Annotated in this window: 27 protein-coding genes; 19 read left to right on the top strand and 8 right to left on the bottom strand. The window is 74.5% G+C overall.

What is annotated here, in order from left to right:
• Nucleotides 1-177: 177 nt before the first annotated feature.
• Both A2U95_RS05110 and A2U95_RS05105 read left to right on the top strand, forming a co-directional pair.
• Nucleotides 178-408 (top strand): SCO5555 family protein, encoded by a 231-nt coding sequence (locus A2U95_RS05110; protein WP_166021027.1) that lies wholly within the window; start codon nucleotides 178-180, stop codon nucleotides 406-408.
• A gap of 137 nt (nucleotides 409-545) precedes the next feature.
• Nucleotides 546-1211 (top strand): HU family DNA-binding protein, encoded by a 666-nt coding sequence (locus tag A2U95_RS05105; protein ID WP_166021026.1) that lies wholly within the window; start codon nucleotides 546-548, stop codon nucleotides 1209-1211.
• Between the two features lie 91 nt (nucleotides 1212-1302).
• On the opposite strand, the gene A2U95_RS05100 is transcribed toward A2U95_RS05105, so the two are convergent.
• Nucleotides 1303-1518, bottom strand: coding sequence for a hypothetical protein (locus A2U95_RS05100; protein ID WP_166021025.1), 216 nt, complete (start codon nucleotides 1516-1518; stop codon nucleotides 1303-1305).
• Nucleotides 1519-1527: 9 nt separating this feature from the next.
• Nucleotides 1528-2184 carry a 2-phospho-L-lactate guanylyltransferase gene (gene cofC / locus A2U95_RS05095; protein ID WP_166021024.1) on the bottom strand — a complete coding sequence of 219 codons (657 nt, stop codon included), beginning with the start codon at nucleotides 2182-2184 and terminating at the stop codon, nucleotides 1528-1530.
• Between the two features lie 202 nt (nucleotides 2185-2386).
• Here cofC and A2U95_RS05090 point away from each other — a divergent pair, with 202 nt between their 5' ends.
• The 3 genes from A2U95_RS05090 to A2U95_RS05080 all read left to right on the top strand — a co-directional run bounded on the left by A2U95_RS05090 (nucleotide 2387) and on the right by A2U95_RS05080 (nucleotide 5488).
• Entirely contained in the window at nucleotides 2387-3175 is a 789-nt protein-coding gene (locus A2U95_RS05090; protein ID WP_166021023.1) for a lysophospholipid acyltransferase family protein, read from the top strand.
• Nucleotides 3172-4212, top strand: coding sequence for an NAD(P)H-dependent glycerol-3-phosphate dehydrogenase (locus A2U95_RS05085; protein ID WP_166021022.1), 1041 nt, complete (start codon nucleotides 3172-3174; stop codon nucleotides 4210-4212). The genes A2U95_RS05090 and A2U95_RS05085 overlap by 4 nt, the downstream gene beginning before the upstream one ends.
• A 106-nt stretch (nucleotides 4213-4318) precedes the next feature.
• Nucleotides 4319-5488 carry a D-alanine--D-alanine ligase family protein gene (locus A2U95_RS05080; protein WP_166021021.1) on the top strand — a complete coding sequence of 390 codons (1170 nt, stop codon included), beginning with the start codon at nucleotides 4319-4321 and terminating at the stop codon, nucleotides 5486-5488.
• Nucleotides 5489-5753: 265 nt separating this feature from the next.
• Here A2U95_RS05080 and A2U95_RS05075 read toward each other — a convergent pair whose 3' ends face one another.
• Nucleotides 5754-6749 (bottom strand): MerR family transcriptional regulator, encoded by a 996-nt coding sequence (locus A2U95_RS05075; protein ID WP_166021020.1) that lies wholly within the window; start codon nucleotides 6747-6749, stop codon nucleotides 5754-5756.
• Between the two features lie 184 nt (nucleotides 6750-6933).
• Between A2U95_RS05075 and A2U95_RS05070 the strand changes: the two genes are divergently transcribed.
• The 4 genes from A2U95_RS05070 to A2U95_RS05055 all read left to right on the top strand — a co-directional run bounded on the left by A2U95_RS05070 (nucleotide 6934) and on the right by A2U95_RS05055 (nucleotide 9776).
• Entirely contained in the window at nucleotides 6934-7602 is a 669-nt protein-coding gene (locus tag A2U95_RS05070) for an RNA polymerase sigma factor (RefSeq protein ID WP_166021019.1), read from the top strand.
• A 97-nt stretch (nucleotides 7603-7699) separates the two neighbouring features.
• Nucleotides 7700-8542, top strand: a complete 843-nt coding sequence (locus tag A2U95_RS05065; RefSeq protein ID WP_166021018.1) for a DUF4397 domain-containing protein — start codon at nucleotides 7700-7702, stop codon at nucleotides 8540-8542.
• Nucleotides 8535-9215 carry a class F sortase gene (locus A2U95_RS32445; RefSeq protein ID WP_240957205.1) on the top strand — a complete coding sequence of 227 codons (681 nt, stop codon included), beginning with the start codon at nucleotides 8535-8537 and terminating at the stop codon, nucleotides 9213-9215. The genes A2U95_RS05065 and A2U95_RS32445 overlap by 8 nt, the downstream gene beginning before the upstream one ends.
• A 108-nt stretch (nucleotides 9216-9323) precedes the next feature.
• Nucleotides 9324-9776 (top strand): hypothetical protein, encoded by a 453-nt coding sequence (locus A2U95_RS05055; protein ID WP_166021017.1) that lies wholly within the window; start codon nucleotides 9324-9326, stop codon nucleotides 9774-9776.
• A 405-nt stretch (nucleotides 9777-10181) separates the two neighbouring features.
• On the opposite strand, the gene A2U95_RS05050 is transcribed toward A2U95_RS05055, so the two are convergent.
• Together A2U95_RS05050 and A2U95_RS05045 are read right to left on the bottom strand one after the other, a co-directional pair.
• Nucleotides 10182-10697 (bottom strand): DUF3515 domain-containing protein, encoded by a 516-nt coding sequence (locus A2U95_RS05050; protein ID WP_166021016.1) that lies wholly within the window; start codon nucleotides 10695-10697, stop codon nucleotides 10182-10184.
• Between the two features lie 20 nt (nucleotides 10698-10717).
• Complete coding sequence (locus A2U95_RS05045) at nucleotides 10718-10951, bottom strand: Lrp/AsnC family transcriptional regulator (RefSeq protein WP_151775439.1); 234 nt, start codon at nucleotides 10949-10951, stop codon at nucleotides 10718-10720.
• Nucleotides 10952-11190: 239 nt separating this feature from the next.
• On the opposite strand from A2U95_RS05045, the gene A2U95_RS05040 reads away from it, so the two are divergent.
• Nucleotides 11191-12156, top strand: a complete 966-nt coding sequence (locus A2U95_RS05040; RefSeq protein ID WP_166021015.1) for a thiamine-phosphate kinase — start codon at nucleotides 11191-11193, stop codon at nucleotides 12154-12156.
• Between the two features lie 5 nt (nucleotides 12157-12161).
• Nucleotides 12162-12965: a bifunctional hydroxymethylpyrimidine kinase/phosphomethylpyrimidine kinase gene (gene thiD / locus A2U95_RS05035; RefSeq protein ID WP_166021014.1), complete on the top strand. Its 804-nt coding sequence runs from the start codon at nucleotides 12162-12164 to the stop codon at nucleotides 12963-12965.
• 215 nt (nucleotides 12966-13180) lie between these two features.
• On the opposite strand, the gene rpmB is transcribed toward thiD, so the two are convergent.
• Nucleotides 13181-13366: a 50S ribosomal protein L28 gene (gene rpmB, locus A2U95_RS05030; RefSeq protein ID WP_151775442.1), complete on the bottom strand. Its 186-nt coding sequence runs from the start codon at nucleotides 13364-13366 to the stop codon at nucleotides 13181-13183.
• 281 nt (nucleotides 13367-13647) lie between these two features.
• Between rpmB and A2U95_RS05025 the strand changes: the two genes are divergently transcribed.
• Nucleotides 13648-15345 carry a DAK2 domain-containing protein gene (locus tag A2U95_RS05025; RefSeq protein ID WP_166021013.1) on the top strand — a complete coding sequence of 566 codons (1698 nt, stop codon included), beginning with the start codon at nucleotides 13648-13650 and terminating at the stop codon, nucleotides 15343-15345.
• Nucleotides 15346-15477: 132 nt separating this feature from the next.
• Here the strand turns inward: A2U95_RS05025 and A2U95_RS05020 are convergent, their stop codons facing one another.
• Both A2U95_RS05020 and A2U95_RS05015 read right to left on the bottom strand, forming a co-directional pair.
• The gene (locus A2U95_RS05020) at nucleotides 15478-18387 is read right to left on the bottom strand and encodes a tetratricopeptide repeat protein (RefSeq protein WP_166021012.1); all 2910 of its coding nucleotides are present in this window, start codon (nucleotides 18385-18387) and stop codon (nucleotides 15478-15480) included.
• On the bottom strand, nucleotides 18384-20246 hold the full coding sequence (locus tag A2U95_RS05015) for an HSP90 family protein (protein ID WP_166024833.1): 1863 nt from the start codon (nucleotides 20244-20246) through the stop codon (nucleotides 18384-18386). Before A2U95_RS05015 ends, A2U95_RS05020 begins: the two co-directional genes overlap by 4 nt.
• Nucleotides 20247-20417: 171 nt before the next feature.
• On the opposite strand from A2U95_RS05015, the gene recG reads away from it, so the two are divergent.
• From recG to rnc, 7 genes are all read left to right on the top strand, one after another.
• Nucleotides 20418-22625 (top strand): ATP-dependent DNA helicase RecG, encoded by a 2208-nt coding sequence (recG, locus tag A2U95_RS05010; RefSeq protein WP_166021011.1) that lies wholly within the window; start codon nucleotides 20418-20420, stop codon nucleotides 22623-22625.
• An 89-nt stretch (nucleotides 22626-22714) separates the two neighbouring features.
• Nucleotides 22715-23302, top strand: coding sequence for a 16S rRNA (guanine(966)-N(2))-methyltransferase RsmD (gene rsmD, locus A2U95_RS05005; protein ID WP_166021010.1), 588 nt, complete (start codon nucleotides 22715-22717; stop codon nucleotides 23300-23302).
• Between the two features lie 26 nt (nucleotides 23303-23328).
• Nucleotides 23329-23808 carry a pantetheine-phosphate adenylyltransferase gene (gene coaD / locus A2U95_RS05000; RefSeq protein WP_206282946.1) on the top strand — a complete coding sequence of 160 codons (480 nt, stop codon included), beginning with the start codon at nucleotides 23329-23331 and terminating at the stop codon, nucleotides 23806-23808.
• 123 nt (nucleotides 23809-23931) lie between these two features.
• Nucleotides 23932-25083, top strand: coding sequence for an ATP synthase F0 subunit B (locus tag A2U95_RS04995; protein ID WP_166021008.1), 1152 nt, complete (start codon nucleotides 23932-23934; stop codon nucleotides 25081-25083).
• Nucleotides 25084-25212: 129 nt separating this feature from the next.
• A complete protein-coding gene (locus A2U95_RS04990; RefSeq protein WP_166021007.1) occupies nucleotides 25213-25866 on the top strand; it encodes a YceD family protein in 654 nt (217 codons plus the stop codon).
• A gap of 2 nt (nucleotides 25867-25868) precedes the next feature.
• Complete coding sequence (gene rpmF / locus A2U95_RS04985; RefSeq protein WP_052859918.1) at nucleotides 25869-26042, top strand: 50S ribosomal protein L32; 174 nt, start codon at nucleotides 25869-25871, stop codon at nucleotides 26040-26042.
• A gap of 19 nt (nucleotides 26043-26061) precedes the next feature.
• Nucleotides 26062-26872: ribonuclease III (gene rnc, locus A2U95_RS04980; protein ID WP_240957204.1), on the top strand; the 811-nt coding region annotated here is incomplete at its 3' end.

Here is a 26872-nt window from a genome sequence, read left to right as displayed (position 1 = left end):
CGGTGCGCGGGCAGGCCGACGCTGCCCGATTCGTTCCCAACTCCCCGTGTTAGCTGCGATGTTGCACGGGTAGACGAGTCGTGGCGCCGCTCGCCGCGGGGCCTGCCGAAGGGACCGTCCAGGCGGGAGTTGCCCCCTGCGCAGGCGACAACTCGCCCTAGATGGCACAATCTGTGCATGGAACACGACGGCCAACTCGCGCTCTATGCGGCGGTCGCGGACCGGCTCAAAGAAGCGCACACAAAGGTGCGCGCACTGCAAGTCCCGGAGGGCGTACGGGTGGCGCTCACCCGGAAGCTGCTGATCATCACGGCAGCGGCCAAGCATGATCTCGCCGACGCGACAAGGCGGCTGGAGAGGTTCACGGACGACCTCGCGCAGGGGCGATTCCCCGCCGAGGGCCGCTGAGCACTCCGGGGCGGTCGAGTCCGTTGCGGCACAAGGGTGATTAGCCCGTTTCGTGTTTGATTTGCGGTATATATCTGCCTAACGTGCGAAAACGCTTGAACGGATACGTTCCGGCGAATGTCTCCGAAGGGGAAGACGTGAACAAGGCGCAGCTCGTAGAAGCGATTGCCGACAAGGTCGGTGGCCGTCAGCAGGCCGCCGACGCGGTGGACGCCGTCCTGGACGCCATCGTCCGCGCGGTCGTGGCCGGGGACCGGGTGTCGGTCACCGGGTTCGGTTCCTTCGAGAAGGTCGACCGTCCGGCGCGCTACGCCCGCAATCCCCAGACGGGTGAACGGGTCCGGGTCAAGAAGACCTCCGTGCCGCGCTTCCGTGCGGGCCAGGGCTTCAAGGACCTGGTCAGCGGATCCAAGAAGCTTCCGAAGAACGACGTCGCGGTGAAGAAGGCCCCCAAGGGCAGCCTCATGGGCACCGCCTCCGCCACCGTGAAGAAGGCCGCGGCCAAGAAGGCCACCGCGGCGAAGAAGGCCTCCGCCGCCAAGACCACGGCGGCCAAGAAGACCACCGCCACCGCGAAGAAGACCACCGCGGCCGCCAAGAAGACCACGCCGGCGGCGACGACGGCGAAGAAGACCCCGGCCGCCGCGAAGAAGACCACCCCGGCGAAGACCACCGCCACGGCCAAGAAGGCCCCGGCGAAGAAGGCCCCGGCGAAGAAGGCCACGGCCAAGAAGGCGCCCGCCAAGAAGTCCACGGCGCGCAAGACCGCCGCGAAGAAGACCACCTCGCGCGGCGGCAAGTAGGTACGCCACGCGCCCCTGGGGCTGCTCGCGCGCCGGGCCGGACTTCGCCAGGAGTTCCGGCCCGCGGCGCGTCAGGGGCCGTCCGCCCGGATCAGAAGGTCTGCAGGGTCACCAGGGTGATCCGCGGGGTGCCGCCGTCGGCCGCCGGGGCGTCCGCCAGCTCCAGGCGCACCCGCTGGCCCGGGCGCAGCAGCAGCAGGCCGCCCGCGTCGAAGGCGGCGGCGTCGAAGGGGACCGGCGTGCCGTCGTCGAGGAGCACCTGACCGGCGCGGGTGTCCGGGTCGAAGGTGTAAGCGGTGGCCTGCATGCCGCCAGACTACCGGCGGAGCGGCCGGGGGCCGGCCGGCAGCAGGAGCGCGGCCAGCGCCGCCGTGCGCGGGCCCACCCCCAGGGACAGGGCGGCCCGCAGGTCCGCCCCGGTGTCCACGTCCTGGCGCACCGAGTCGACGTCCGCCGGGAGCAGCTCGACGGCGCCCGAGGCCGCGTGCCGGGCCCGCGAATCCACCCCGAATTCCGGACGCAATTCCCGGCCGGGTGAAGCGGCCAGCAAAGTCGTCCCGATTCCCGCGGCGTCCGGGAGAAAGGATCGGGGGAATTCCGTCGCCGCTTCGAGCACACGGGCCAATTCCGCCGGCCGCAGCGCCGGGAGATCCGCGTTGAGCGCCGCGACCGCCCCGTCGGGCCGCGCCCGGCGGACCACCGAGGCGCCGTGGGCCAGCGCGGCGTTCAGACCGCCGCCCGAGGGGGCCTCCGGCACGACGCGCGCGCCCAGCGCTCCCAGTTCACGCCCGGCCAGGGCGTCGTCCGTGACTACCGCCACACCGCGCACCGCCGGACAGGCGAGTGCGGCCGCCACCGTGTCCTGCGCGAACGCCAGCGCGAGGCCCGGCCGCAGCCCGTCCGAGGCGGCGTCCGAGAGCCTGCTCTTGGCCCGGGCGAGGGGCTTCAGGGGGATGACCAGGGTCCAGTGCACGCGTGTTCGTCCTTCTCTCGTCGCCGACATTGTCCCCCCGCGGGTCCGGTGACGGGGCGACTACGGCCGTCGGACGGGGCGTACGGTGTTCTCGACAGACGGTCGGCACGGGGCCACACTTGTGCGACCCACGACGGCCGAACCCGAAGAACCCGGCCCCGGCCCCGTACGGGCCGTGAGTGCCCAAGAGGAAGGTGTGCGCGTGCCTCGCCGCAGAATCGGCTTCTGGTACCGCTTCGCAGCGGTCATCGCAAAACCGCCGCTGGTGCTTCTGCTGAAGCGGGACTGGCGAGGAATGGAGAACATTCCGGCCGAGGGCGGCTTCATCACCGTGGTGAACCACATTTCGCACGTGGATCCGCTCGTCTACGCGCACTACCAGTACAACACCGGCCGGCTCCCGCGCTTCCTCGCCAAGAGCGGCCTGTTCAAGAAGGGGTTCGTCGGCGCCGTCATGCGCGGCACCGGGCAGATCCCCGTCTACCGCGAGTCCACCGACGCGCTCAGCGCCTTCCGCGGCGCCATCGACGCCGTGGAGCGCGGCGAGTGCGTCGCCTTCTACCCCGAGGGCACCCTCACCCGCGACCCCGGCGTGTGGCCGATGACCGGCAAGACGGGCGCCGCCCGGGTCGCGCTGCGCACCAAGTGCCCGGTCGTCCCGGTCGCCCAGTGGGGGGCCAACGAGGTCCTGGCGCCGTACGGGAAGAAGCCGAGCCTGTTCCCGCGCAAGACGGTCCGGGTGACGGCCGGGCCGCCCGTCGACCTGTCGCGCTTCTACGACAAGGAGATGACGCCGGAGCTCCTCAAGGAGTGCACCGACGTCATCATGGACGCCATCACCCGCGAGCTGGAGAAGATCCGCGGCGAGAAGGCGCCCGAGGTGCGCTACGACCCCCGCGAGGTCCGCCTCGAGCAGCGCCGCAGGGCCGCCCTCCGGGCCGCCGGGCAGGCCGGACCCGCCGCCACGGCGGGGGAGGGGAACGGCAAGTGACCGGACCCGACACGACCGGGCCTGGCACGGCCGCGCCCGTCAGGGCGGCCGTCTTCGGCGCCGGTTCCTGGGGCACCGCGTTCGCGATCGTCCTCGCCGACGCGGGATGCGAGGTCACCCTCTGGGCGCGCCGCCCCGACGTGGTGGAGGCGATCAACTCCACGCGGGTGAACGCCGACTACCTGCCGGGCGTCGAACTGCCCGCCCGGATCCGGGCCACCGCCGACGCCGCCGAGGCCGCCCGCGACGCCGACTTCACCGTGCTCTCGGTCCCCTCGCAGACCCTGCGCGGCAACCTGGCCGCCTGGGCGCCGCTGCTCGCCCCGGACACCGTGCTGGTCTCGCTGATGAAGGGCGTCGAGCTGGGCTCCGCGATGCGGATGAGCCAGGTGGTCGCCGAGGTCGCCGAGGTGGGCCCCGAGCGCGTCGCCGTCGTCACCGGCCCCAACCTGGCCCGCGAGGTGGCCTCCCGGCTGCCCACCACCGCCGTGGTGGCCTGCGCCGACGAGTCGGTCGCCCGCCGCCTCCAGGCCGCCTGCCACACCCCCTACTTCCGGCCGTACACCAACACCGACGTGGTGGGCTGCGAACTCGGCGGCGCCGTCAAGAACGTCATCGGCCTCGCGGTCGGCATCGCCGACGGCATGGGGCTCGGCGACAACGCCAAGGGCTCGCTGATCACCCGGGGCCTGGCGGAGACCACCCGGCTCGGGCTCGCCATGGGCGCCGACCCGCTGACCTTCGCCGGCCTCGCCGGCCTCGGCGACCTGGTCGCCACCTGCTCCTCGCCGCTCTCCCGCAACCACACCTTCGGCACCAACCTCGGCAAGGGGATGACGCTGGAGGAGACCATCGCGGTCACCCGGCAGACCGCCGAGGGCGTCAAGTCCTGCGAGTCCGTGCGCGACCTCGCCCACCGGCACGGGGTGGACATGCCCATCACCGAGACGGTGGTCGAGATCGTGCACGAGGGGAAGCCGCCGGTCGTCGCCCTCAAGGAACTCATGGGACGCGATCCCAAACCGGAACGCCGCTGAATGACGCCTGGTCGGCCCCCTCGCGAGGGGCAGACCGGGCGAATCGTCCGTGTGCCCGACCGTGCCCGCTGACCTGTCCGGAACCAGCGGGTACGCTCAATCCGTTATGAGCACCCAGAACCTCCCCCAGAGCCCTGAGCGGACCGCGGACCGGCCGCGGCGCAAGCCGCGCGTCGCCGTCGTCTTCGGCGGCCGCAGCTCCGAGCACGGCATCTCCGTGGTCACCGCCGGCGCCGTGCTGCGCGCGATCGACCGGACGAAGTACGACGTCCTGCCGATCGGCATCACCCGGGAGGGGCGCTGGGCCCTGACCGCCGACGAGCCGGACCGGATGGCGATCACCGACCGCGTCGTCCCGGCCGTGGAGGAGCTCGCCGAGTCCACCGAGGGCGGCGTGGTGCTCCCCGTCGACCCCGCCAACCGCGAGGTCGTCTACAGCGAGCCCGGTTCGGTCTCCAAGACGCTGGGCGAGATCGACGTGGTCTTCCCCGTCCTGCACGGCCCCTACGGCGAGGACGGCACCCTGCAGGGCCTGCTGGAGCTCTCCGGCGTCCCCTACGTCGGCGCGGGCGTCCTCGCCTCCGCCGTGGGGCAGGACAAGGAGTACATGAAGCGGGTCTTCACCTCCTTCGGCCTGAAGGTCGGCCCCTACGTGGTGATCCGTCCCCGCGAGTGGGAGCAGGACCCGGCCGCGGCCCGCAAGAAGATCGTCGACCTGGCCGGCGACCACGGCTGGCCGCTCTTCGTGAAGCCGGCCCGGGCGGGCTCGTCCATCGGCATCACCAAGGTCGACGACCTGTCCGGGCTGGACGAGGCGATCGCCGAGGCGCAGTTCCACGACCCGAAGATCATCGTCGAGGCGGCGCTGGTCGGGCGCGAGATCGAGTGCGGCGTCCTGGAGTTCGAGGACGGTCCGCGGGCCAGCGTGCCGGCGGAGATCCCCCCGGCGCAGAGCCACTCCTTCTACGACTTCGAGGCCAAGTACATCGACTCCGCCGCGGGCATCGTCCCCGCCCCGCTCACGCCCGAGGAGACGGCGCGGGTGCAGCGCCTCGCCGTCGAGGCGTTCGAGGCGGCGTCCTGCGAAGGGCTGGTGCGCGCGGACTTCTTCCTCACGGAGGAGGGCGAGTTCGTGATCAACGAGATCAACACGATGCCGGGCTTCACGCCGATCTCCATGTACCCGCGGATGTGGGAGGAGTCCGGCGTCTCCTACACCGAGCTGGTCGACCGTCTGCTCCAGGCCGCGCTGCGGCGGCGGACGGGTCTGCGGTAACGGTTCGCCCGCGGTGACGCCGCGCCGCCCGCGGTGACGCCGCGCCGCCCGCGGTGACGCCGCGCCCGCGGCGGCCCCGGGGGTGCCGCCGGTCCGGTCTCGCCTGCGCGCCGCCCGTCCGGTGCCGCCCGCGCCGCCGGTCCGGTGCCGCTCGCGCCCGGCAGGACGGTGCGCGTAGTCCCCGGACGGCCGAAGGGTCCACGCCGTCGCGCGGCCGGGGGCCGCGACCTCCGCGTCCTCCGCCCACCCGCGCGGCCGTCCGGTGTCATCCGTGCGCGGCCGACTCCACCGCCGCGACGGCCTCCGCCAGCCCCGGCGGATGCGGCAGCCCGGGCACGGTCTGCCCGGCCCAGCCCGGCCCCAGCGTCAGCACCGCCGGTCTCCGGCGGGCCCCGCGCACCCCCCACTCGAGCGCCGCGACGTGCTGGGCCAGCGGCCGGCTGGCCGTGGTGCGGGACTGCGCCCACAGCCCCACTACCGCGGGCCCGGTCCGGCGCACCGCGGTCACCAGCGACTCCACCGGCAGCGCGCCGCCGAACATGCGCACCGGCAGGCCCCGCTCGGCCAGCGCCGCGGCCAGCACCTCCAGCGGCAGCGTGTGGTTCTCCCCGGGGACACAGGCGAGCACCGTCGTGGCTCCGGGCCGGTCGGCGGCCACGGGCGGCGCGTGACGCCGCAGCGCGCCCGAGACGTGCCAGGACAGGAAGTGCTCCACCTCGACGTACCGCTCGCCCGAGCTCTCCCACTTCCGGCCGACCGCCTGCAGCGTCGGCATGATCACCTCGGTCCAGGCGACGACCAGCCCGTGCTCCCCTATCGCGTCGTCCAGCAGCCCGTCGAGGGCCACGGCGTCCAGCCGCAGGGCCGCGCGGGCGATCCCCTTGCACTCCTGGCGCACGTCACCCAGCCGCAGCCCCGACCCCGCCCGGCTGCGCGCGCGTTCCCCCGCCCGCGGGCCGGGAGCGGTGGCCGTCCCGCCGCGCGGGGGAGGCCCGGACGCCGTTTCGGCCCGGACCACCCGGGCCGCCTCGGCCGGCGGCACGCCGGTCGCCGTCAGCGCGCACATCCGCTCCAGGCGGGCCAGGTCCGCGGCGGTCCAGCGGCGGTGCCGTCCGCCGGTGTGCGCGGTGGGCCCGAGCCCGTAACGGCTGTCCCAGGAACGGATCGTGGTCGGCGCCACGCCCAGCCGCCTCGCCACCTCGCCGGTGGTCAGCCCGCCCTCGTCCCGTGTGTCCGGCGCCCCGCCGCGGTACTCGTCCATCGCCGCACCTCCCGTGCCTGGTCCCCGCCCCCATATTACGACGCACAAACGACGCATGTTGAGTGCGTCGTTTTCACTCACAAGACTGACAGCACGAGCCGGTGGCAACGGCATACAGCCGTCCTGGCCCGCTCAGCGGGCGGCCCTGACGCCCGCACAGCGCAGACGGCAGGAGGAACAGGTCATGACCACGTACACGCCGCACGCCGGCGTCCGTCCCCCGGCCCCGGCCGGGGTCCCGCGTGAGGCTCCTCGCGAGGTCCCGTCCGAAGACCGCGCCGACGCGGACGAGCGGGAACTCGCCCGTGGTCTGCGCGCGGCCGACGAGATCGCCTTCGCGGCCGTCTACCGGCGCTGGGGCCCCCTCGTCCACACCATGGCCACCCGCTCGCTCGGCGACACCCACGAGGCCGAGGACGTGACGCAGCAGGTCTTCATCGGCGCGTGGCGCGGGCGGGACGGCTACCGCCCGGAGCGGGGAACGCTCGGCGGCTGGCTCGTCGGCATCACCCGCCGCAAGATCGTCGACGCCCTGGCGGCGCGCACCAGGCGCCTCACCCTGCTCGACACCGTCACCCGCGCCGACGACGACGGCGGAGCGCGTCCCGGGGGCGCGCCCGAGGAGGTCCTGGACCGGGTCCTGCTGGTCGAGGCGCTGTCCCGGCTGCCCCGCGGCCAGCGCGAGGTGCTGTGCATGGCCTTCTACGAGGACCTGACCCAGGTCCAGATCGCCGAACGCACCGGCCTTCCCCTGGGCACCGTCAAGAGCCACACCCGGCGCGGCCTGCTGCGGCTGCGCGCGGCGATCGAGCAGGGCGGCGCCGGTGCGACCGGGACGCGGCGACCGGAATGAGAGAAATGCCCGCCATGCGCATCCATGCGGGTGCGCGTGGCCGAACCACAGGTGAGACCGCGCAACCGGCGCGGACCTCGACGAAGGGACGAACAGCATGACTTCCCGGACCCCCCTCCTCCTCGGCGCCTCCGCCGGAGCCTGCGCCCTGGCCCTCACCGTCGCCGGTCCGTCCATGGCGGCCACCGCGGCGGACGACGAAGCGACCGGCATGGTGTCCGTCTTCCACGGCGTGCCGGGACTCACCGTCGACGTCTACGCCAACGGCGACCGGCTGCTCGGAGACTTCAAGCCCGGTACGGTCACCAAGCCGCAGGCCCTGGACGCCGGCACCTACGAGATACAGCTCTTCAAGGCCGGGGAGGGCCCCGACGGCACCCCGGCCCTGGAGAAGAAGGTCGAGGTGCCCGAGGGAGCCGACGCCACGATCGCGGCCCACCTGTCCGCCGACGGCAAGCCGCAGCTCACGACCTTCGTGAACGACACGTCGAAGGTCGACGCGGGCAAGGCGCGCCTGACCGTCCGGCACGTGGCAGCGGCCCCGGCGGTGGACGTCAGGGCCGGCGGGGAACCCGTGTTCAAGGGGCTGACCAACCCGAACCAGGAGTCCACCGTGGTGGACGCGGGCACCGTGAACGCCGACGTGACGCTCGCCGGCACCGACACCGTGGCGATCGGCCCCGCGGACCTGAACCTCAAGGAGGGCAGCGACAACATCGTCTACGCCTGGGGCAGCGCGGACGACAAGAACCTGGCCCTGGCGACCCAGACGCTCGGCGGCATGGAATCCTCGCCGAACGCCGTCCACGCGGGCGGCGCTGGCGCCGCCGCCGTCACCCCCAACTCCTCGGACGCCTGGCTGGCGTGGGCGGCCGTCACCGGTCTGGTCGCCCTGACGGGCGTGCAGGTGGCCCGCCGGGTCTCGGACCGACGTGGGTGACAGGACGGGACGCCTCTCCGCGCTCGCCGTGACGACCGTCGCCCTGGCGGCGGTCGTCGCCGTGGAGACCGCGCCCGGCCGGACGCCCCCGGCGCCCGACTTCGGCCCCGCCCTCCCCGCCCCCGCCGCGCCCGCCCCGCCGGCCGCCGCGGCGGGGCCGGGAAGGGCGCACGCCGCGGACACCCCGGACGCCGCGGACACCCCGGAACAGGCGCCGGCCGAGCAGGCCGCTCCCCGGCGGGTGCTGGTGCGCGCCATCGGCCTGGACGCGCCGGTGCGGCCCGTGGGCGTCACCCCGCGGGGCGACATGGACGTGCCCTCCGACCCGGCCGAGGCGGGCTGGTACCGCTTCGGCCCTGAGCCGGGGAGCGGGCAGGGCTCGGCGGTACTGGTCGGGCACGTGGACGGGGACACCGGAGCACTCGGCACCTTCGCGCTGCTCCGGGAGGTGGAACCCGGCGACCGCGTCGAGGTCCGGCGCGCCGGGGCCGAGCCGGTCGGCTACCGCGTCACCGCCCGGACGACCGTGGCCAAGGAGGCGCTGCCGCCCGACGTGTTCCGCCGGGACGGTCCCCCGGTCCTCACCCTCGTCACCTGCGCCCCGCCCTTCGTCCCCGACGAGGGCGGTTACCGGTCGAACATGATCGTCGTCGCGGAGCCCCTGGGGGAGTGAGGCGGGCGGCACGCGCCGGGGCGCCACCGCACGTGAACGCCCGCGCACGGGGGCGCGGTCCCGCATCCCTCCACACCAACGCCCGCACAGGAGCAAGGAAGACGAACGGTGGCGCACGTCGATCCCGCGCATCTCATGGAACTCGCCCTGGGCAACGGCGGCCTGCCCGACGACGGCGCGCTGCGCCACATCGCCGGGTGCGGGCGCTGCCGGGAGGAGTTGCGCCGGACCGCCCGGGTCGTCGCCGCCGCGCGGGGGGTGCAGGAGCGGGACCTGCCGGTCGCGCCCCCGGAACGCGTCTGGCGGGCCGTCACCCGGGACCTCGCCACGACGGACCGCGCCCCCGTGCCGCCGCCCCAGGGCCGGCCGCCGTCGTCCCAGGGGCTTGCGGACGGCCCTCCCGCGGCACCGGCGCCCCGGGCCCCCGTGCCGCTCCGGGACTCCCGGTGGGCCGCCCGGCGCGGGACGGCGCGCCGCACGGCCCGCCGTCTCCTCTCCGCGCTCGCCGCCGTCACCCGGCGTCGCGGGAGCCGGCGGGGCGGCCGGCGCGACGGGCGGTGACGAACGGCCCCGCGAAGCCGCCGCCCGCCCCCGGGGACCCCTCGCGCACCGTTCCTCCGGTCCCGCGGTGACCGCCTCACCGGGCGCGCGTGCCGGCGGTCCCCCGCCCTGAGGTGGGTGACACGGTGACCCCGGCGGGCCCCGCCGTCCGGGCCGCCCGCCGCACCCTCCGCCACGGACCGGGAGGCGCCCACCGGCGCCTGCCGCGAGGGACCCCCGGCCCCCGACGGGCGAGGATCCCCGCGAGGGACGACGGCAGGCCCGCCCGCCTCCCGCCGGCCGGGATGCCGCCGGCCGGCTCCCGCGAGGGCGCGGTCACCACCCTTTGGGGACGGGCCCCGACCGGAACGGCTGCACGTTCCGGGCGGGCGGACGGGGCGCGCCCGGCGCCGGGGCGACGAGGCCCTAGTCCGCCACGCCCCGCGGAATCGTCCCGCTGATCGCCGGCGCCAGGTCGACCAGGGCGAAGGAGCCGCTCTCGGCGGCGACCTCCGCGGGGAGGACGACCTCGACGTAGGCGCGGCGCAGCGAGGTGGTGAAACGGTGGGCGCCGCCCTCCAGTTCCTCGACCACCCACCCCACGCCGTCGACCTCCACGGGGGCCGCGTCGGGATCGTTCATCACCGCGGGCCGCGGGATCCCGCAGCGGAGTATGATCGCCGGGCTTCCCCAGCCCGCCGTGAGCTCGGACTCCGGCTCCGGGTCGGAGCGGTCCTTGTCGACCACCGTCTCCGGCAGAGCCTCGTCCAGCCCGCGGCAGAGCCCGGTCACTTCCTCGCCCGGAGAGGGAACCGCCGCCGCGGCCCGGTCGTCTGCCGAGGAGCAGGCGGGAGCCAGGAGCAGCAGCCCGGCCACGCCCGCCGAGGCGAGAGGACGGGCACGACGGGCGCGGGGACGAAGCCGGTGGCGGTAGGAGCTCACCGGCCCAGGGTAGACGGGGGCTACAGATGCACGACCGGGCAGGTCAGCGTCCGCGTGATGCCGTCCACCCCCTGGATCTTCGCGACCACCATGCGGCCGAGCTCGTCGACCGAGTCGGCCTGGGCGCGCACGATCACGTCGTACGGCCCGGTCACGTCCTCGGCCTGGATCACACCGGAGAACTTGCTGATCGTGTCGGCGACGGAGGACGCCTTTCCTACCTCCGTCTGGATGAGGATGTACGCCTGTACCACGGAACCTCCAGGGCGGCTTCGAGGATCGTGTGCGGAGAAGGGACGCCACGGTATCGCGTAGCCCCGCCCCAGGGGGAGACTTCGCCGATCAAGGGCTCGCGCGCCGGAGCGCGCTCCCCGGCGCCGGTCGACGCCCGTCGGCGGCCGACGGGCACGGCCGCCCCGCGGACATGTACACAGGGGATACCCATGACACTGATACCCGGCACAACGACCGCTGAAGGGAACGGTGAGGCTCGGTGAAGGGAACCGTGGGGGAACTGGGGGAGTTCGGGCTCATCAGGGAGCTCACCTCGCGGCTCACCACCACCCCGGCGGTCCGGCTCGGTCCGGGTGACGACGCCGCCGTGGTCTCCGCCCCCGACCGGCGGGTGGTGGCGAGCACGGACATCCTGATCGAGGGCCGCCACTTCCGCCGGGACTGGTCGACCGCCTACGACGTGGGCCGCAAGGCGGCCGCGCAGAACCTGGCCGACATCGCCGCGATGGGCGCGGTGCCGACGGCGCTGCTGCTCGGCCTGGTGCTGCCCGCCGAACTGCCGGTGACCTGGCCGACCGAGCTGATGGACGGCCTGCGCGACGAGTGCCAGGTGGCGGGCGCCGCGGTGGTCGGCGGGGACGTGGTCCGCGGCGACACCATCACCGTCTCCATCACCGCCCTCGGCGACCTGCGCAACCACGAGCCGGTCACCCGGGCCGGCGCGCAGCCGGGCGACCTGGTGGCCGTCACCGGCTGGCTGGGCTGGTCCGCGGCCGGGTTCGCGGTGCTCTCCCGGGGATTCCGCTCGCCGCGCGCCTTCGTGGAGGCCCACCGCCGCCCCGAGCCGCCGTACCACGCCGGTCCGGCCGCGGCCTCCCTCGGCGCCACCGCCATGTGCGACGTCAGTGACGGCCTGATCGCCGACCTCGGACACATCGCGGAGGCCAGCAAGGTGCGCATCGACATCCGCTCGGGCGCGCTGGACGTCCCCACCCAGATGAACGACATCGGCTCCGCGGTCGGCGTCGACCCGCTGCAGTGGGTGCTCACCGGGGGGGAGGACCACGCCATCGTGGCCACCTTCCCGCCCGACGTGAAACTGCCCGCGCGGTGGAAGGTGATCGGCGAGGTCCTCAACCCGTCGGCGCTGCCCCACGTCACCGTGGACGGCGCGCCCTGGACCCGCAAGGGCGGCTGGGACCACTTCGCGGACGTGGAGGGCTGAGGGCGATGACCGACACGGGCGCGCCGCCGCTGGTGCTGACCGTCGCCGGGTCCGACTCCGGCGGCGGCGCGGGCATCCAGGCGGACCTCAAGACGATGCTGGCGCTGGGCGTGCACGGGATGAGCGTGCTCACCGCGGTCACCGCGCAGAACTCGCGCGGCGTGCACGGCGTCTGGGACCTGCCCGCCGAGGCGGTGCGCGCCCAGTACCGGGCGGTGGCCGACGACATCGGCGTGCACGCGGTCAAGACCGGGATGCTCTCCTCGGCGGAACTGGTCGAACTGGTCGCCGAGCTGATCGGCGGCACGGCCGCGCCCGCCGTGGTCGACCCGGTCAGCGTCTCCAAGCACGGCGACCCGCTGCTGGCCGCGTCCGCGCTGGAGGCGGTGCGCACCCGGCTGCTGCCCGCGGCCACCGTCGTCACCCCCAACCTGGACGAGGTGGTCCAGCTCACCGGCGTGCGGGTGGAGGACGAGGCGGACATGCGGCGGGCCGCCGCGGCACTGCTGGAACTGGGCCCGCGGTGGGCGCTGGTCAAGGGCGGCCACCTGGCCGGCGAGGCGGCCGACCTGCTGACCGACGGCTCCGAGGAGCACTGGCTGCGGGCCCCGCGGCTGGACAACCGGCACACCCACGGCACCGGGTGCACGCTGGCCTCCGCGATCGCCTCCCACCTGGCGCTCGGGAGGCCGGTGCCGGAGGCGGTGGCACTGGCCAAGGAGTACGTCACGGGGGCGATAGCGGCCGGCTTCGCCCTGGGCGCCGGCATCGGCCCCGTGGACCACGGCTGGCGCGCCCGCGGACGGTAGCGGCGCCGTGCGCGAGCCCCGGAACGGGGCCCGGGAGCGGGCCCCGGGAACGGATGCCGGGAGCGGGCCCCGGGAGCGGCGCTCGTGAACGGCGTCCGGGAACAGCAGAAAGCCGGTCCACGGAATTCGTGGACCGGCTCAATGCAGCGAACCGGCAGTGGCCGCGCGTGATGTCCCCGCAGCCCGGGGAGTCCCGGGACGACGGGTGATGGACGTCAGCGCGAGACCTTGCCGGCCTTGATGCACGAGGTGCAAGCGTTCACGCGCTTCGGCGTCCCGCCCACCACGGTACGAACGCGCTGGATGTTGGGGTTCCAGCGACGGGGCGTACGGCGGTGCGAGTGCGAGATGTTGTTGCCGAAGCTCGGGCCCTTGCCGCAGACGTCGCAGTTGGCAGCCACGGGTCACTCCAAAGACTTCAGATGCACTTACGGTGGACCCCGGCACGCCAGGGGTCGGATCGAAGGGATCTGAGTGGCCTTGCCAGGGGAATGGCCCGAAGGGATCGGGCAACCGGAGCAGCATACAACGACTGCGTCCGTACAACGAAACTACCACGGGACGGGCGCCGACCCGCCCGGAGCCCCTCACGGGGGCGCACACCAGGGGCACGTCACCGGGGGTACGTGCGGGCACTACGCTGCCTACCGGTCCCGAAGACCCGGAGAACAGGGAGGCACAGGTGCCGAAGGTGCCGGAGACGTTCTTCGACGCATCCGCGGTGCGCGCCTGGTGCACCCTCGCGCTCGACGCGCTGGGCAGGGCGCGCGAGGAGATCGACGCGATCAACGTCTACCCGGTGCCCGACGGCGACACCGGCACCAACCTCTACCTGACCGTCGCGTCGGCCGCCGCGGGCGTCGAGGAGGCCTTCGCCGACGGGGCCCGCCCGCACCTCCCCGAGGTGATGCGCGCCATGGCCCACGGCGCGCTGATCGGCGCCCGGGGCAACTCCGGCACCATCTGCGCGCAACTGCTGCGCGGCATGGCCGAGGGCCTGGACGACAAGGCCCCGCACGCCGACGCCGCCGGTCTCTGCGCCGCGCTGCGGCGGGCCGCCGACTCCGCCTGGGAGGCCGTGGCGCGTCCGGTGGAGGGCACCGTGCTGTCCGTCGCCTCGGCCGCCGCCGCGGCCGCGACCGCCGCCTCGGCGGCCTCCGTCGCCCCGGCCGGCGGGGGCGGGGACTGCGCGACGGTGGTGCGCGCCGCCTACGACGGCGCCTGCGAGGCCCTCGCGCGGACGCCCGGACAGCTGGAGAGCCTGGGCAGGGCCGGCGTGGTCGACGCGGGCGGGCGCGGGCTGGTCGCCGTGCTGGGCGCGCTGGTGGAGGCGCTCACCGGGGAGCGGCCGGCCCGGTCGCCGGTGACGCGGCCCCCCGGCGACCCGGTGACCGGCACGGCCCCCCGCGCGGCGGACGCCTGCGCGGCGGGGGACGGACACGGGCACGGGGAGGGCGACGGGCCGGGGTACGAGGTCGTGTACCTGCTCGACGGCAGCGACGACGAGGCCGTGGCCCGGCTCCGCGAACGGCTCGACGCCCTCGGTGACTCCCTGGTGGTCGTCGGCGGCGACGGACTGTGGAACGTGCACGTCCACGTCGACGACGCGGGGGCCGCGGTCGAGGCCGGCATCGAGGCGGGGCGGCCGCACCGGATCCGGATCACCCACTTCGCCGGCGAACAGGGGACCGGGCGTGCCGCTCCCTCCCCCGAGGCGACGCGGCGGGCCGTGGTGGCCGTCCTGCCCGGCGAGGGGCTGGCCGCGCTCTGCGCGGAGGCCGGGGCCGCGACCGTGCTCGCGCCGCCCGGACGTCCGCCGTCCGCCGGGGAGCTCCTCGGCGCCGTCCGCGCCGCCCACGCCCGTGAGATCGTCCTCCTGCCCAACGACGACGAACTGCGCCGCATCGCGGTGGCCGCCGCCGAGCAGGCCCGCGCCGAGGGGATCCGCGTCGCGCTGATCCCCACCCGCGCCGCCGTCCAGGGCATCGCCGCCCTCGCCGTCCACCAGCCGGGGCGGAGCTTCGACGAGGACGTGGTCTCGATGACCTCGGCGGCGGGCGCGACGCGGTTCGCCGAGGTCGCGGTCGCCGACCGCCAGGCGTGGACCATGGCCGGCATCTGCCAGCCGGGCGACGTGCTCGGCATGGTCGAGGGCGACGTCGCCCTCATCGGCTCCGACGTCACCGCGGTCGCCCTCGACGTCCTGGAGCGCATGCTCTCCGCGGGCGGCGAACTCGTCACCCTGGTCCTCGACGACACCGCCCCCGCGGACCTGGCCGCCACCCTCGAGTCCCACGTCCACGACCACCACCTGGCCGTCGACACGGTCGTCCACCGGGGCGGCGCGCAGGGGGCCCCGCTCCTCATCGGCGTGGAGTGACCCCGGGCCCCTGCCGCGCCGCCCGCGGGCAGCCGGGCCCTTCCGTCCTTCCGCCCGCGGGCGGCCGGGCCGCTGGGCGGCGGGGGAGCGGCCCGGCGGCCGAGGTCCGGCCGCCGGGGACCCCGCGGCGGGTCAGGCGGTCGCCTCGCGGAGGAGGGTCTCCGCGTCGGAGCGGCGGGAGTGCAGCGGTCCCGCCGGGTCGGGCTCCGCGTCGCAGGCGGTGAGGACCTCGCGGGCGCGGGCGGCGGCGTCGGCGGAACGCCCGAGGGCGGCCTCGAGGCGGCCCAGGGTGAGGAGGGCGTCGGCGTGCGCCGCGCGGGCCGGCCCCCCGAGCGCGGCGAAACCGGACACCGCCTCCACGAGATGGCCGTGCGCCTCCTCGGACGGACCCTCGTGGTCGGCGAGGAGGCCGCCGAACTGATGGTGCGTGCCCGCCAGTTCCGCCGCCGCCGGCAACCGCTCCCCGTCGTCCTGCGCCACCGCCAGCACCTCCCGGCAGGCGTCCAGCGCCCGCTCCATCAGGGCCCGGGCGGCGGCCACCTCCTCCTCGGCCGCCAGCCACGCCCGCGCCCGCAACGCCCGGACCTGCCCCGGCAGGTCCCCCAGCCCGCGCCACAGCTCGCCCGCCCGCGCGTACGCCGCGTCCGCCTCGGACGGCAGACCGGCGCGCGACAGCGACTCCGCGGCGAGGTGCGCCAGCGTCGCGTGGTCCCGCTGCTCCGGCCACCGCGCCGCCAGCTCGGCCGCCTGGAGCCGGCGCTCGGCGGAGTCCCGGTGGTCGCCGAGGGAGGCGAGGCAGTCGCCCAGCCACCACAGCGTCTGCACCACCGTCCCGTCGCCGTGCGTCTGCGGCGTCAGGTCCGGCAGCGTGGACTCCATCACCTCCGCCGCCTCCGCCCACCGCCCCTGGTGGTGCAGCAGGCCGCCGAGGCGGTGCCGGGCGTACGCGCCCAGCGTGGCGGACTGCCCGGCCTCGTCCGCCCAGTACGCGGCCTCCAGCGCGTGCTCGGCCGCCTCAACGACCGCGTCGTCCCCGGACTCCGTGAGCACCTCGCACAGCTGGAGGTGGAGATGGGCGTGCCCCAGCGGCGGCAGCGCCTCCCCGCCGTGCTCCAGCGCGGCCCGCAGGTGCCGCTCCGCCGCCTCCAGGTCGTCCAGGTGGTGCGCGATCGCGGCCAGCCGGGACTCGTACTCCACGGTGTACCAGGGCAGCCCGGCGTCCAGGAACTGCCGCACCGCCAGCGTGAGTTCGGGCACCGCCTGCTCGGGGCCGGCGGCCAGGTCGCCGAGCATGGCGTGCGCCTCGGCGGTCCGCGAGAGCAGGTGCGGGTCCTCGGTGTCCGGGGCGTGCCCGGCGACGAAGGCCAGCACCTCGCGCGCCGCCTCCCGGGCCCGCCCGGCCGCCTCCGCCTCCGCCGCGGGCTCCGGTTCCTGACCGTCCGCGCCCTGCGTGAGCCGCATCAGCACCCGCGCCCGGGCCATCAGCACCGAGGCGGTCTGCCGGACCCCGGTGTCACCGGCCGCGAAGAGGGCCAGGCACTGCCGGTACGGCTCGGTGACCTCCTCCAGCGCCCCGTCGAGCTTGCCCGACAGCGTCCGCGCGTACACCCCGCGGGCCCGGGAGGCCAGCGCCTCGCCCAGGTCGCCCGCCTCGGCGTACAGCGCGGCGGCGGCGGCGAACAGGTCCGCGCCGTCCGGCCCCAGGCCCAGCGCCCGGTGCTCGGCGATCTCCGCGCGGTCCCGCGCGGACAGCTCCGCCCCCTCCGGGGAGTCCCCGGCCGCCCGTTCCACGGCCTCCCAGGCCTCCACCGCGCTCGGCAGCAGCGCCTCGGACCGCCGCCGGGCCTCGGCGAGCAGCGCCGCCAGGTCCCCGGCCCGCGAGGAGGCCGCCGCGGCCGGCGCGGCGGGCCGGGGCACCGTCGTGGCCACCGGGACGCGCACCCCCAGCGGCAGGCGGTCCACCAGCGGCTCCCGCGCCATCCGCTCGCGCAGCCGGTCGCCCACGTGCGTGGTGCCGTTGCGCCGGTCGAAGGCGTCCGCCAGGGCCAGCGCCTCCTCCCGCGCGTGCGCGGCGAGCTCCGCCGCCGTCCACTCGCGGCCCGCCGGCCCCGGCACCCGCCGGTCGCCCATCCCCAGCGCCACCAGCCGGTCCATGAGCAGGGCCGTCACCGCCAGGTAGTCCTTCTTGCTCGACGGGTGCCCGTCGTCGGTGAGGTACGCCGGCCGCTGCGCCAGCAGATCCAGCGCCCGCGCCTCGTTCCCGGTCAGCGCGCAGAACTCGACGTGCTCGGCGTACGAGGCGCGCATGCTCTCCGTCGCCCGCACCAGCCGGAAGCCGCGCAGGTGGTTGGCCTTCGCCTCGTCGAGGCGGCCCAGCCGCAGCAGCGGCAGCAGCGAGGACGCCAGCACGTTGTGCGGCTCGTGGGCGCAGGTGAACCGGCCCTCCAGCACCGGCGCCCACACCTCCAGCGCCTCCTCGTCCCGGCCCCGCAGCACCTGCCACCAGCCCTGGCCCTGCAACTCGCAGGCGTAGCAGTCCGCCATCCGGTCCCGGTCGGCGGACAGCCACGCCTGGTAGGCGCGTTCGGCGCGCTCCATGTCCCCGACATGGCTGGCGACGTGGAACTCACAGGAACGCACCGCCCGTTCGGAGTGACCCGCCAGCCGGTAGCGGCGCTCCATCTCCTCCAGCCAGTTCTCCATGGCGTCCAGCGGGATGTGCGGCTGGCCCAGCATCCCGGTCGACATCCACTTGAAGCGCCAGAACAACGAGTGCGTCTCGTACGCGTCGAAGTCCTCCGGCCGCTCGTCCCACATCCGCAGCAGCCGGGCGAACGGCACGAACGCCTTGTCCTTCTCCGAGCTGTAGTTGTAGACGGTCAGCTGGTGGCCCAGCGCCTCGATCACGGCCAGCGGCGTGCCCAGCGACTCGGCGTCCGCGAGGAGCTGCTCGGCCCGCGCGTTGCGCGCCGGGCCCTCCGGCCGCTCGCCGTTCTCCGCGATCGCGCGGCGCAGCTCGTCCAGACTGGTGACGGAAGTCAACGGACGTCCTCCTCGGGGTCCTCGCCGTGCGTGGCGTCGCCGTGCGTGGCCCACTCCAGCAGGCCGAGGAACGCACGGTTGAGCAGCGCGGTGTCCGCCGGCCGCAGCGGGCGCTGCGCCATCAGCAGCGCCTGCCCGTACAGGGACTCCGTCGCCGTGCCGATCAGCTCCGGGTCGGTCAGCGAACCGATGCGCCGGACCAGCGGGTTGAGGTGGTTGAGCACCAGGCGCGCCCGCGGCGCGCCGCCCCGCAGCGAACCGAGGATCCCCGACCACAGGTCGTCGGCCCGCTCCTCCGCCTCCGCGCGCGCCTGCTCGTGGCGGGCGGAGCGGTCGTCCAGGTGCAGCGCCGGCACCGTCACCGGGTGGAACGCCCGCAGCGCCACGTCGCAGCCCAGCCCGTCCAGCCGGGCGCGGGCCGCCGCCAGGAACGGCGAGAGCGCCAGCTCCACCGACGGGTCCACCGCGTCCAGGTGCGCGGTCACCACGTCCGCGTCCAGCTCGGCGACCACCGTCCCCGGGCGCACCGACGGCAGCGCCTCCACCAGTTCCGTGTCGTACGTGTAGCCGCCGTTGACCACCCCGACGCCCTGGGCCGAGGCGATCGCGGAGACCTGCCGGAACTCCTCCACGGTCCGCGTGTAGTGCACGACCTTGTGGCGCCGGCCGAACTCCTCCAGGGACAGCTGTCCGTCCGTGGTCTCGAAGGGCAGCCACGGCAGCATCACCCGCAGCATCTCGGAGTCGTGCCGCGCCAGCGCCTTCACGCCCAGGTGGTGCACGGCCAGGAAGGCCGTCAGCCGGTCCGGGTCGCCCGCCGCCAGCCCGGTCAGCCACGACCGGATCCGCTCGCCGAGGGCCTCCCGCACCGCCGCCAGCGTCTCGTCCTCGTACAGCGACTCCCGCGAGGCCGTCGGCCGCAGCGTGTCGGTGTCCAGCACGCAGCGGACGAAGAAGGCCCAGTCCGGCAGCAGTTCGTCGGCCCGGTCGGTCAGCAGCATGCCCTTCAGGTGCACGCGGTGCCCGGCCCGCTGCGCGGGGCTGACCGCGGCCGGCAGCACGTACGCCACGCCCCGCACGCCCGCCACCGGCACGTCCAGGTCGATCGAGTCCAGCGGCGTGAAGCCGAACAGCTCGTCGCAGTGGCGCGCCAGCGCCACCCGGCGGGTCGCCGGGCTCTGGTACGCCCGGTCCCACGGCGCCGGCAGGTCGGTGACCGCCTCCTCGCCCACCCGCACGTCGTACGGCAGCAGCGAACCGAAGTCACGGGCCAGCTTCAGCACCCGCTCCTCCTCCAGCCACTGCGCCGCCCCGGCGCGCGCCCGCAGGTGCACGGTGGTGCCCGGCTCGGAGCGGGCCTCCTCCGGCAGCGTCCGCACGGTGTACGAGCCGTCGTCGGCGGCCAGCCACTCCACCGGCGGCGCGCCGGGCGTCCGGGCGCTGCGGCTGACCACCCGGATCTCCTCGGCGACCAGGAAGCAGGCCAGCAGCCCGATGCCGAACTGCCCCAGGAACCCGGAGCGGGCCGACTCCAGCGAGGCCGCGTCGCCGCGCTTGGAGCTGCGGCCGATGGTCGCCAGCAGGCTGTGGACGTCCTCCTCCGTGAGGCCGACGCCGGTGTCCTCCACCCGCAGCGTCCCGCCCTCGGCGCGCAGCCGCACACGGGCCGGGGCGTCCGGGTCCTCCGCGCGCCGCGCGGTGACGGCGTCGACGGCGTTCTGCAGCAGCTCGCGCAGGTAGACCCGGGGACTGGAGTACAGGTGGTGGGAGAGCAGGTCCACCAGGCCGCGCAGGTCGACCTGGAAGGAGTGCGGGGCGGACGGGGCGGGCTGGGAGGGCTTCGAGGTCTGGGAGTCCATCGTCACGGCGCCGGTGGGGAGACAGCGGAACGGCGCGGGGTCGGGCGGCACCGTGTGGGGCGGTGGACCGCGGGTCGGTGGTGCAGGACGCGCCATCCTAGAAGTTGGAGAACCCACCTGACCAGGTGTTTCCACAGGCATTCCGCAACGCTGTCGCACCCGTGGTGTGGAATGGGAGGCGTGCCCGCACTGGAAGAACCCCTGAAGAAGGTGCTCGGCCCCGCCACCGCGAAGGTGATGGCCGAGAACCTCGGCCTGCACACCGTGGGCGACCTGCTGCACCACTACCCGCGCAGGTACGAGGAGCGCGGCCGGCTCACCCGGCTCGCCGACCTCCCCATGGACGAGCACGTCACCGTGGTCGCCCAGGTCGCCGAGGCCCGGCTGCACACCTTCGCCTCCAGCCGCGCCCCGCGCGGCAAGGGCCAGCGGCTGGAGGTCACCATCACCGACGGCAGCGGCCGCCTCCAGCTGGTGTTCTTCGGCAACGGCGTCCACAAGCCCCACAAGGAGCTGCTCCCCGGCACCCGCGCCCTGTTCGCCGGCAAGGTCTCCGTGTTCAACCGGCGGCTCCAGCTGGCGCACCCCGCCTACGAACCGCTGCGCGGCGAGGGGGCCGCGGAGACGGTCGACAGCTGGGCGGGCGCGCTCATCCCGATCTACCCGGCCACCGCCAAGCTGGAGTCATGGAAGCTCGCCAAGGCCGTCCAGACGGTGCTGCCCAGTGCCCAGCAGGCCCTGGACCCGCTCCCGGCCGGCCTCCGCGAGGGCCGCGGCCTGGTCCCCCTGCCCGAGGCGCTGCTCAAGATCCACCGCCCGCAGACGCCGGCCGACGTCGAGGAGGCCCGCTCCCGCCTCAAGTGGGACGAGGCCTTCGTCCTCCAGGTCGCCCTCGCCCGCCGCCGCCACGCCGACGCCCAGCTGCCCGCTGTGCCCCGCAGGCCCACCCCGGACGGCATCCTCACCGCCTTCGACGACCGCCTCCCGTTCACCCTCACCGAGGGCCAGCGGAAGGTCTCGAAGGAGATCTTCGACGACCTCGCCGCCGAACACCCCATGCACCGCCTCCTCCAGGGAGAGGTCGGATCGGGCAAGACGATGGTCGCGCTGCGGGCCATGCTCGCCGTGGTCGACGCCGGGGGACAGGCCGCGATGCTCGCGCCCACCGAGGTGCTCGCCCAGCAGCACCACCGCTCGGTCACCGAGATGATGGGCGACCTCGCCCAGGGCGGCATGCTGGGCGGCGCCGAGCACGCCACCAAGGTCGTGCTGCTCACCGGCTCCATGGGCGCCGCCGCCCGCCGCCAGGCCCTGCTCGACCTGGCCACCGGCGAGGCCGGCCTGGTCATCGGCACCCACGCCCTGATCGAGGACAAGGTCCAGTTCCACGACCTCGGCCTGGTCGTCGTCGACGAGCAGCACCGCTTCGGCGTGGAGCAGCGCGACGCCCTGCGCGGCAAGGGCAAGCAGCCGCCCCACCTGCTGGTGATGACGGCCACCCCGATCCCGCGCACCGTCGCCATGACCGTCTTCGGCGACCTGGAGACCTCCGTCCTGGACCAGCTGCCCGCCGGACGTTCGCCGATCGCCAGCCACGTGGTGCCCGCCGCCGACAAGCCGCACTTCCTGGCCCGCGCCTGGGAGCGGGTCCGCGAGGAGGTGGAGAACGGCCACCAGGCCTACGTGGTCTGCCCGCGCATCGGGGACGAGGAGGACGACCCGAAGGGCCGCAGGAAGAAGGAGGAGGCCGAGACGGCCGACAAGCGGCCGCCGCTCGCCGTCCTGGAGGTCGCCGAACAGCTGGCGAAGGGCCCGCTCGCCGGACTGCGCGTGGAGGTGCTGCACGGCAGGATGCACCCGGACGACAAGGACGCCGTGATGCGCCGCTTCGCGGCCGGGGAGACGCACGTGCTGGTCGCCACCACGGTGATCGAGGTCGGCGTCAACGTCCCCAACGCCACCGCCATGGTGATCATGGACGCGGACCGGTTCGGCGTCTCCCAGCTCCACCAGCTGCGCGGACGGGTCGGCCGCGGCTCCGCGCCCGGACTGTGCCTGCTGGTCACCGAAGCGCCCGAGGCGAGCCCCGCGCGGCAGCGGCTGGGTGCCGTGGCCTCCACCCTCGACGGGTTCGAGCTCTCCCGCATCGACCTGGAGCAGCGCCGCGAGGGCGACGTGCTGGGACAGGCCCAGTCGGGCGCCCGCTCCTCGCTGCGGGTCCTCGCCGTGATCGACGACGAGGAGGTCATCGCCCAGGCGCGCGAGGAGGCCGCCGCCGTGGTCGCCGAGGACCCCGGCCTGACCGCCCACCCGGGCCTGCGGGCCGCCCTCGACGCCCTCCTCGACGAGGACCGCGAGCAGTACCTGGAGAAGGGCTGAGAGACTGTGGACCGCGAGACCTGTCCGCACCGTCTCCCCCACGGCTCGGCGAGCGAGCCCCGGAGGCGACCGAGCCCTGAGGAAGAAAAGTGAGCCGCGTGATCGCCGGGACGGCGGGGGGACGCCGTCTGGCCGTCCCCCCGGGCAACAGCACCCGTCCCACCTCCGAACGGGCGCGCGAGGGCCTCTTCTCCACCTGGGAGGCGCTGCTCGGCGGCCCCCTGGAGGGTGAGCGCGTCCTCGACCTGTACGCCGGCTCCGGCGCGGTCGGCCTCGAGGCGCTGAGCCGCGGCGCGTCCCACGCCCTGCTGGTGGAGGCCGACAACCGGGCCGCCCGCACGGTGCGCGAGAACGTCCGCTCGCTGGGCCTGCCCGGGGCCGAGGTGCGCAACGCCAAGGCCGGGCAGGTGGTCCAGGGGCCGCCCCCCGGCGCCCCCTACGACCTGGTCTTCCTCGACCCGCCGTACGCCGTCACCGACGACGATCTCCGGGAGATTCTCCTCACACTCCGCTCCGGAGGCTGGCTCGCCGAGGAGGCGCTCGTCACCGTGGAGCGCAGCACCAGAGGCGGCGAGTTCAGCTGGCCGCAGGGTTTCGCCCCCCTGAGGTCCCGCCGTTACGGAGAAGGCACCTTTTGGTACGGTCACGCCGCCTCCACCAGCGAGGACGCGCCATGACCGGACCGGAGAGCGAGGGATCTCACGTGCGCCGCGCCGTCTGTCCCGGGTCGTTCGACCCCATCACCAACGGACACCTCGACATCATCGCCCGGGCCTCCCGCCTGTACGACGAGGTCTACGTGGCCGTGATGATCAACCAGAACAAGAAGGGCCTGTTCAGCGTCGAGGAGCGGATCCAGCTGATCCGCGAGGTGACCTCCGACTGCTCGAACGTGATCGTCGAGTCCCACCACGGCCTGCTGGTCGACTTCTGCAAGCAGCGCGACATCCCCGCCATCGTCAAGGGACTGCGCGCCGTCAGCGACTTCGACTACGAGCTGCAGATGGCCCAGATGAACAACGGCCTCACCGGCGTGGAGACCCTCTTCGTCCCCACCAACCCCACGTACAGCTTCCTCTCCTCCTCGCTGGTCAAGGAGGTGGCGGCCTGGGGCGGCGACGTGGCCCACCTGGTGCCGCCGACCGTCCTGACGGCGCTGGCCGAGCGGCTGCGCCGGAGCTGAGCGCTTTCGGCGCCGACGCGCCGGGGACGCAGCGACGTCCCGTCATCCGTGTCGGACGGGGCCGCGGTCGCCGTACAGTCGTCCCGTCCGTCTCCAACCAGCTGTAGAGAGTGGCGAGTCCAGGTGGACGTGCAGAACAAGCTCGACGAGATCGTCGGCATGGTGTCAGGTGCCAGGTCGATGCCGATGTCGGCCTCGTGCGTGGTCAACCGCGCCGAACTCCTCGCCATGCTCGAAGAGGTCCGCGAGGCCCTTCCCGGCTCGCTGGCGCAGGCGCAGGAGCTGATCGGCGGCCGCGAGACCATGGTCCAGCAGGCCCGCCAGGAGGCCGACCGGATCGTCGAGGGCGCCCACGCCGAGCGCGCCTCGCTGATCGCCGGCACCGAGATCGCCCGCCAGGCCCAGCAGGAGGCCGAGCGCATCCTCGCCGAGGCCCAGCAGCAGGCCGAGGAGATCCGGGCCGAGGCGGACGACTACGTCGACTCCAAGCTCGCCAACTTCGAGGTCGTCCTCACCAAGACCCTCGGCTCGGTCGGCCGCGGCCGCGAGAAGCTGCTCGGCACCGGCCCCGGCCTGGACGAGAACGGCTACGAGGACGAGGACGCCCCCGAGCGCAGCCACGACCCGGAGACCCTGCGCCGGGACGCCGACAGCTACGTCGACGCCAAGCTGGGCGCCTTCGAGGCGGTCCTCGCCAAGACCCTGGAGGCGGTCGGCCGCGGCCGCGACAAGCTCCAGGGCCGGATCGCCTCCGACGCGCTGGCCGACCTGCCGACGGGCGAGGACGGCATGCCGCTGGCCCACGAGAGCGACGAGGACTACCTCGCCGGACTCGCGGACGCGGCGCAGGCCCCGGACCGCCGCCTGGACCGGCACGCCGAGCAGGCGCCGCCCGCGCACCAGCCGCAGTACGGCCGGCAGCCGTCGTACGAGCAGCCCCGGCACCAGCCCGCGTACGAGCCGCAGGCGGCCCAGGACCCGTACGGCTACCAGCAGCCCCAGCCGGCCGCGGCGTCCTACGGCGGCTACGAGCAGCAGCCGCAGCACTCGCAGGGCTACGGCTACGACTACCAGCAGGCGGACCCGTACGCCGCCTACGGACAGCAGCCCCAGCAGCAGCCGCAGGCCCAGCAGGGCTACGAGCAGGACTACGGCGGGCAGGACGGTTACGGGGCGCCCGCCCCGGCCCGCGCGCTGGACGAGACCAGCTTCTTCGACACGGGCATGATCACTCCGGAGCAGATGCGGGCCTACGAGCAGGGCCGCGGGCAGTAGCCGCGGGGCCTTCCGCCGGAGGCCGAGGGGGGCCGGTTGGGTCTCGGCCGAAACGTCCAGTATCCTGGCTCTTCGGTCGTGCCCTCCGGGCGCGATTCCCCCTCTTCACCTCGCAGATCTAAGGCTGGAATGGCTCAGAACGCCCGCCTCGACCACCGCGACCCTCTCGTGTTCGACACACATGAGCTGGGGCGGCGGCCCGGTGCGCTGCGGCGCCTGACCAGGACGGTCGACGCGCCCCGTGACCTCGGCATCGCCGACGTCATCGGAGTGCCGGAGGGCAGGCCGCTGGAGCTCGAGCTCCGGCTGGAGTCCGTCCTGGAGGGCGTCCTCGTCACGGGGACCGCCCGTGCGAAGGCCGAGGGGGAGTGCGTAAGGTGTCTGGAGCCGCTCGAGCGTCAGCTCGTCGCGGACTTCCAGGAGATGTTCTCGTACCCTGACGCCGACGACCGGGGCCGCCCCAAGGCGGACGCCGGCGACGACGCCGAGGACGACGAGGACACTCTCTACCTCGAGGACGGCATGTTCGACCTCGAGCCCGTGCTGCGTGACGCGGTGGTACTCGCACTGCCGATGCAGCCGGTGTGCCGGGAAGACTGCCCCGGCCTGTGCCCCGAGTGCGGGGCGCGGCTGGCGGACGACCCGGACCACCACCATGACGCCGTCGACATCCGTTGGGCGGCTCTGCAGGGACTCGCAGGTTCACTCGAACCCGGCGAGAAGGACGAGATGAGCGGCGGCGCGCCTCAGTCAGCACGCGCCGACGAGAAGCAGGAGAAGTAGCCGTGGCTGTTCCGAAGCGGAAGATGTCGCGCAGCAACACGCGTCACCGCCGGTCGCAGTGGAAGGCTGCGGTCCCCACCCTGGTGTCGTGCGAGCGCTGCCACGAGCCCAAGCAGCAGCACATCGCGTGCCCGTCTTGCGGCACGTACAACAAGCGCCAGGTCCTCGAGGTCTGAGCGGCTGGTGAGAGGCTCCATGTCCAACGCCAAGAAGGCGGACACGGCCTCGTCCCACACGCTTCTGGAAGGGCGGCTCGGGTACAAGCTCGAGTCCGCCCTTCTGGTGCGTGCGCTGACCCACCGTTCCTACGCGTACGAGAACGGCGGCCTGCCCACCAACGAGCGGCTGGAGTTCCTCGGGGACTCCGTGCTCGGCCTGGTGGTCACGGACACGCTGTACCGGGTCCACCCCGACCTCCCGGAGGGCCAGCTGGCCAAGCTCCGGGCCGCGGTGGTCAACTCGCGCGCGCTGGCCGAGGTGAGCCGCGGGCTCGACCTCGGCTCCTTCATCCGGCTCGGCCGCGGTGAAGAGGGCACGGGCGGCCGGGACAAGGCATCCATCCTCGCCGACACCCTCGAAGCGGTGATCGGCGCGGTCTACCTGGACCAGGGTCTGGACGCGGCGGCGGAGCTGGTGCACCGCCTGTTCGACCCGCTGATCGAGAAGTCCTCGAACCTGGGCGCCGGCCTGGACTGGAAGACCAGTCTCCAGGAGCTCACCGCGACCGAGGGGCTCGGCGTCCCCGAGTACCTGGTCACGGAGACCGGACCCGACCACGAGAAGACCTTCACTGCTGCCGCCCGCGTCGGAGGCGTCTCGTACGGCACCGGCACCGGCCGCAGCAAGAAGGAAGCGGAACAGCAGGCCGCGGAGGCCGCCTGGCGGGCCATCCGGACCGCCTCGGACGAGCGCGCCGAGGCGGAGGCGGTGGCCGCCGCCTCCGCGACGCCCGCCGCCGGCACGGCCGCGGACGCCGCCGCGTCCGCCGCCTCCGAGGAGGCCGGCG

Source organism: Streptomyces chilikensis, assembly GCF_001642695.1.
In the GTDB taxonomy this organism is placed as follows: domain Bacteria; phylum Actinomycetota; class Actinomycetes; order Streptomycetales; family Streptomycetaceae; genus Streptomyces; species Streptomyces chilikensis.
Note: the sequence above shows the minus strand (reverse complement) of the source record. Positions and strands in the feature narration are given on the sequence as shown.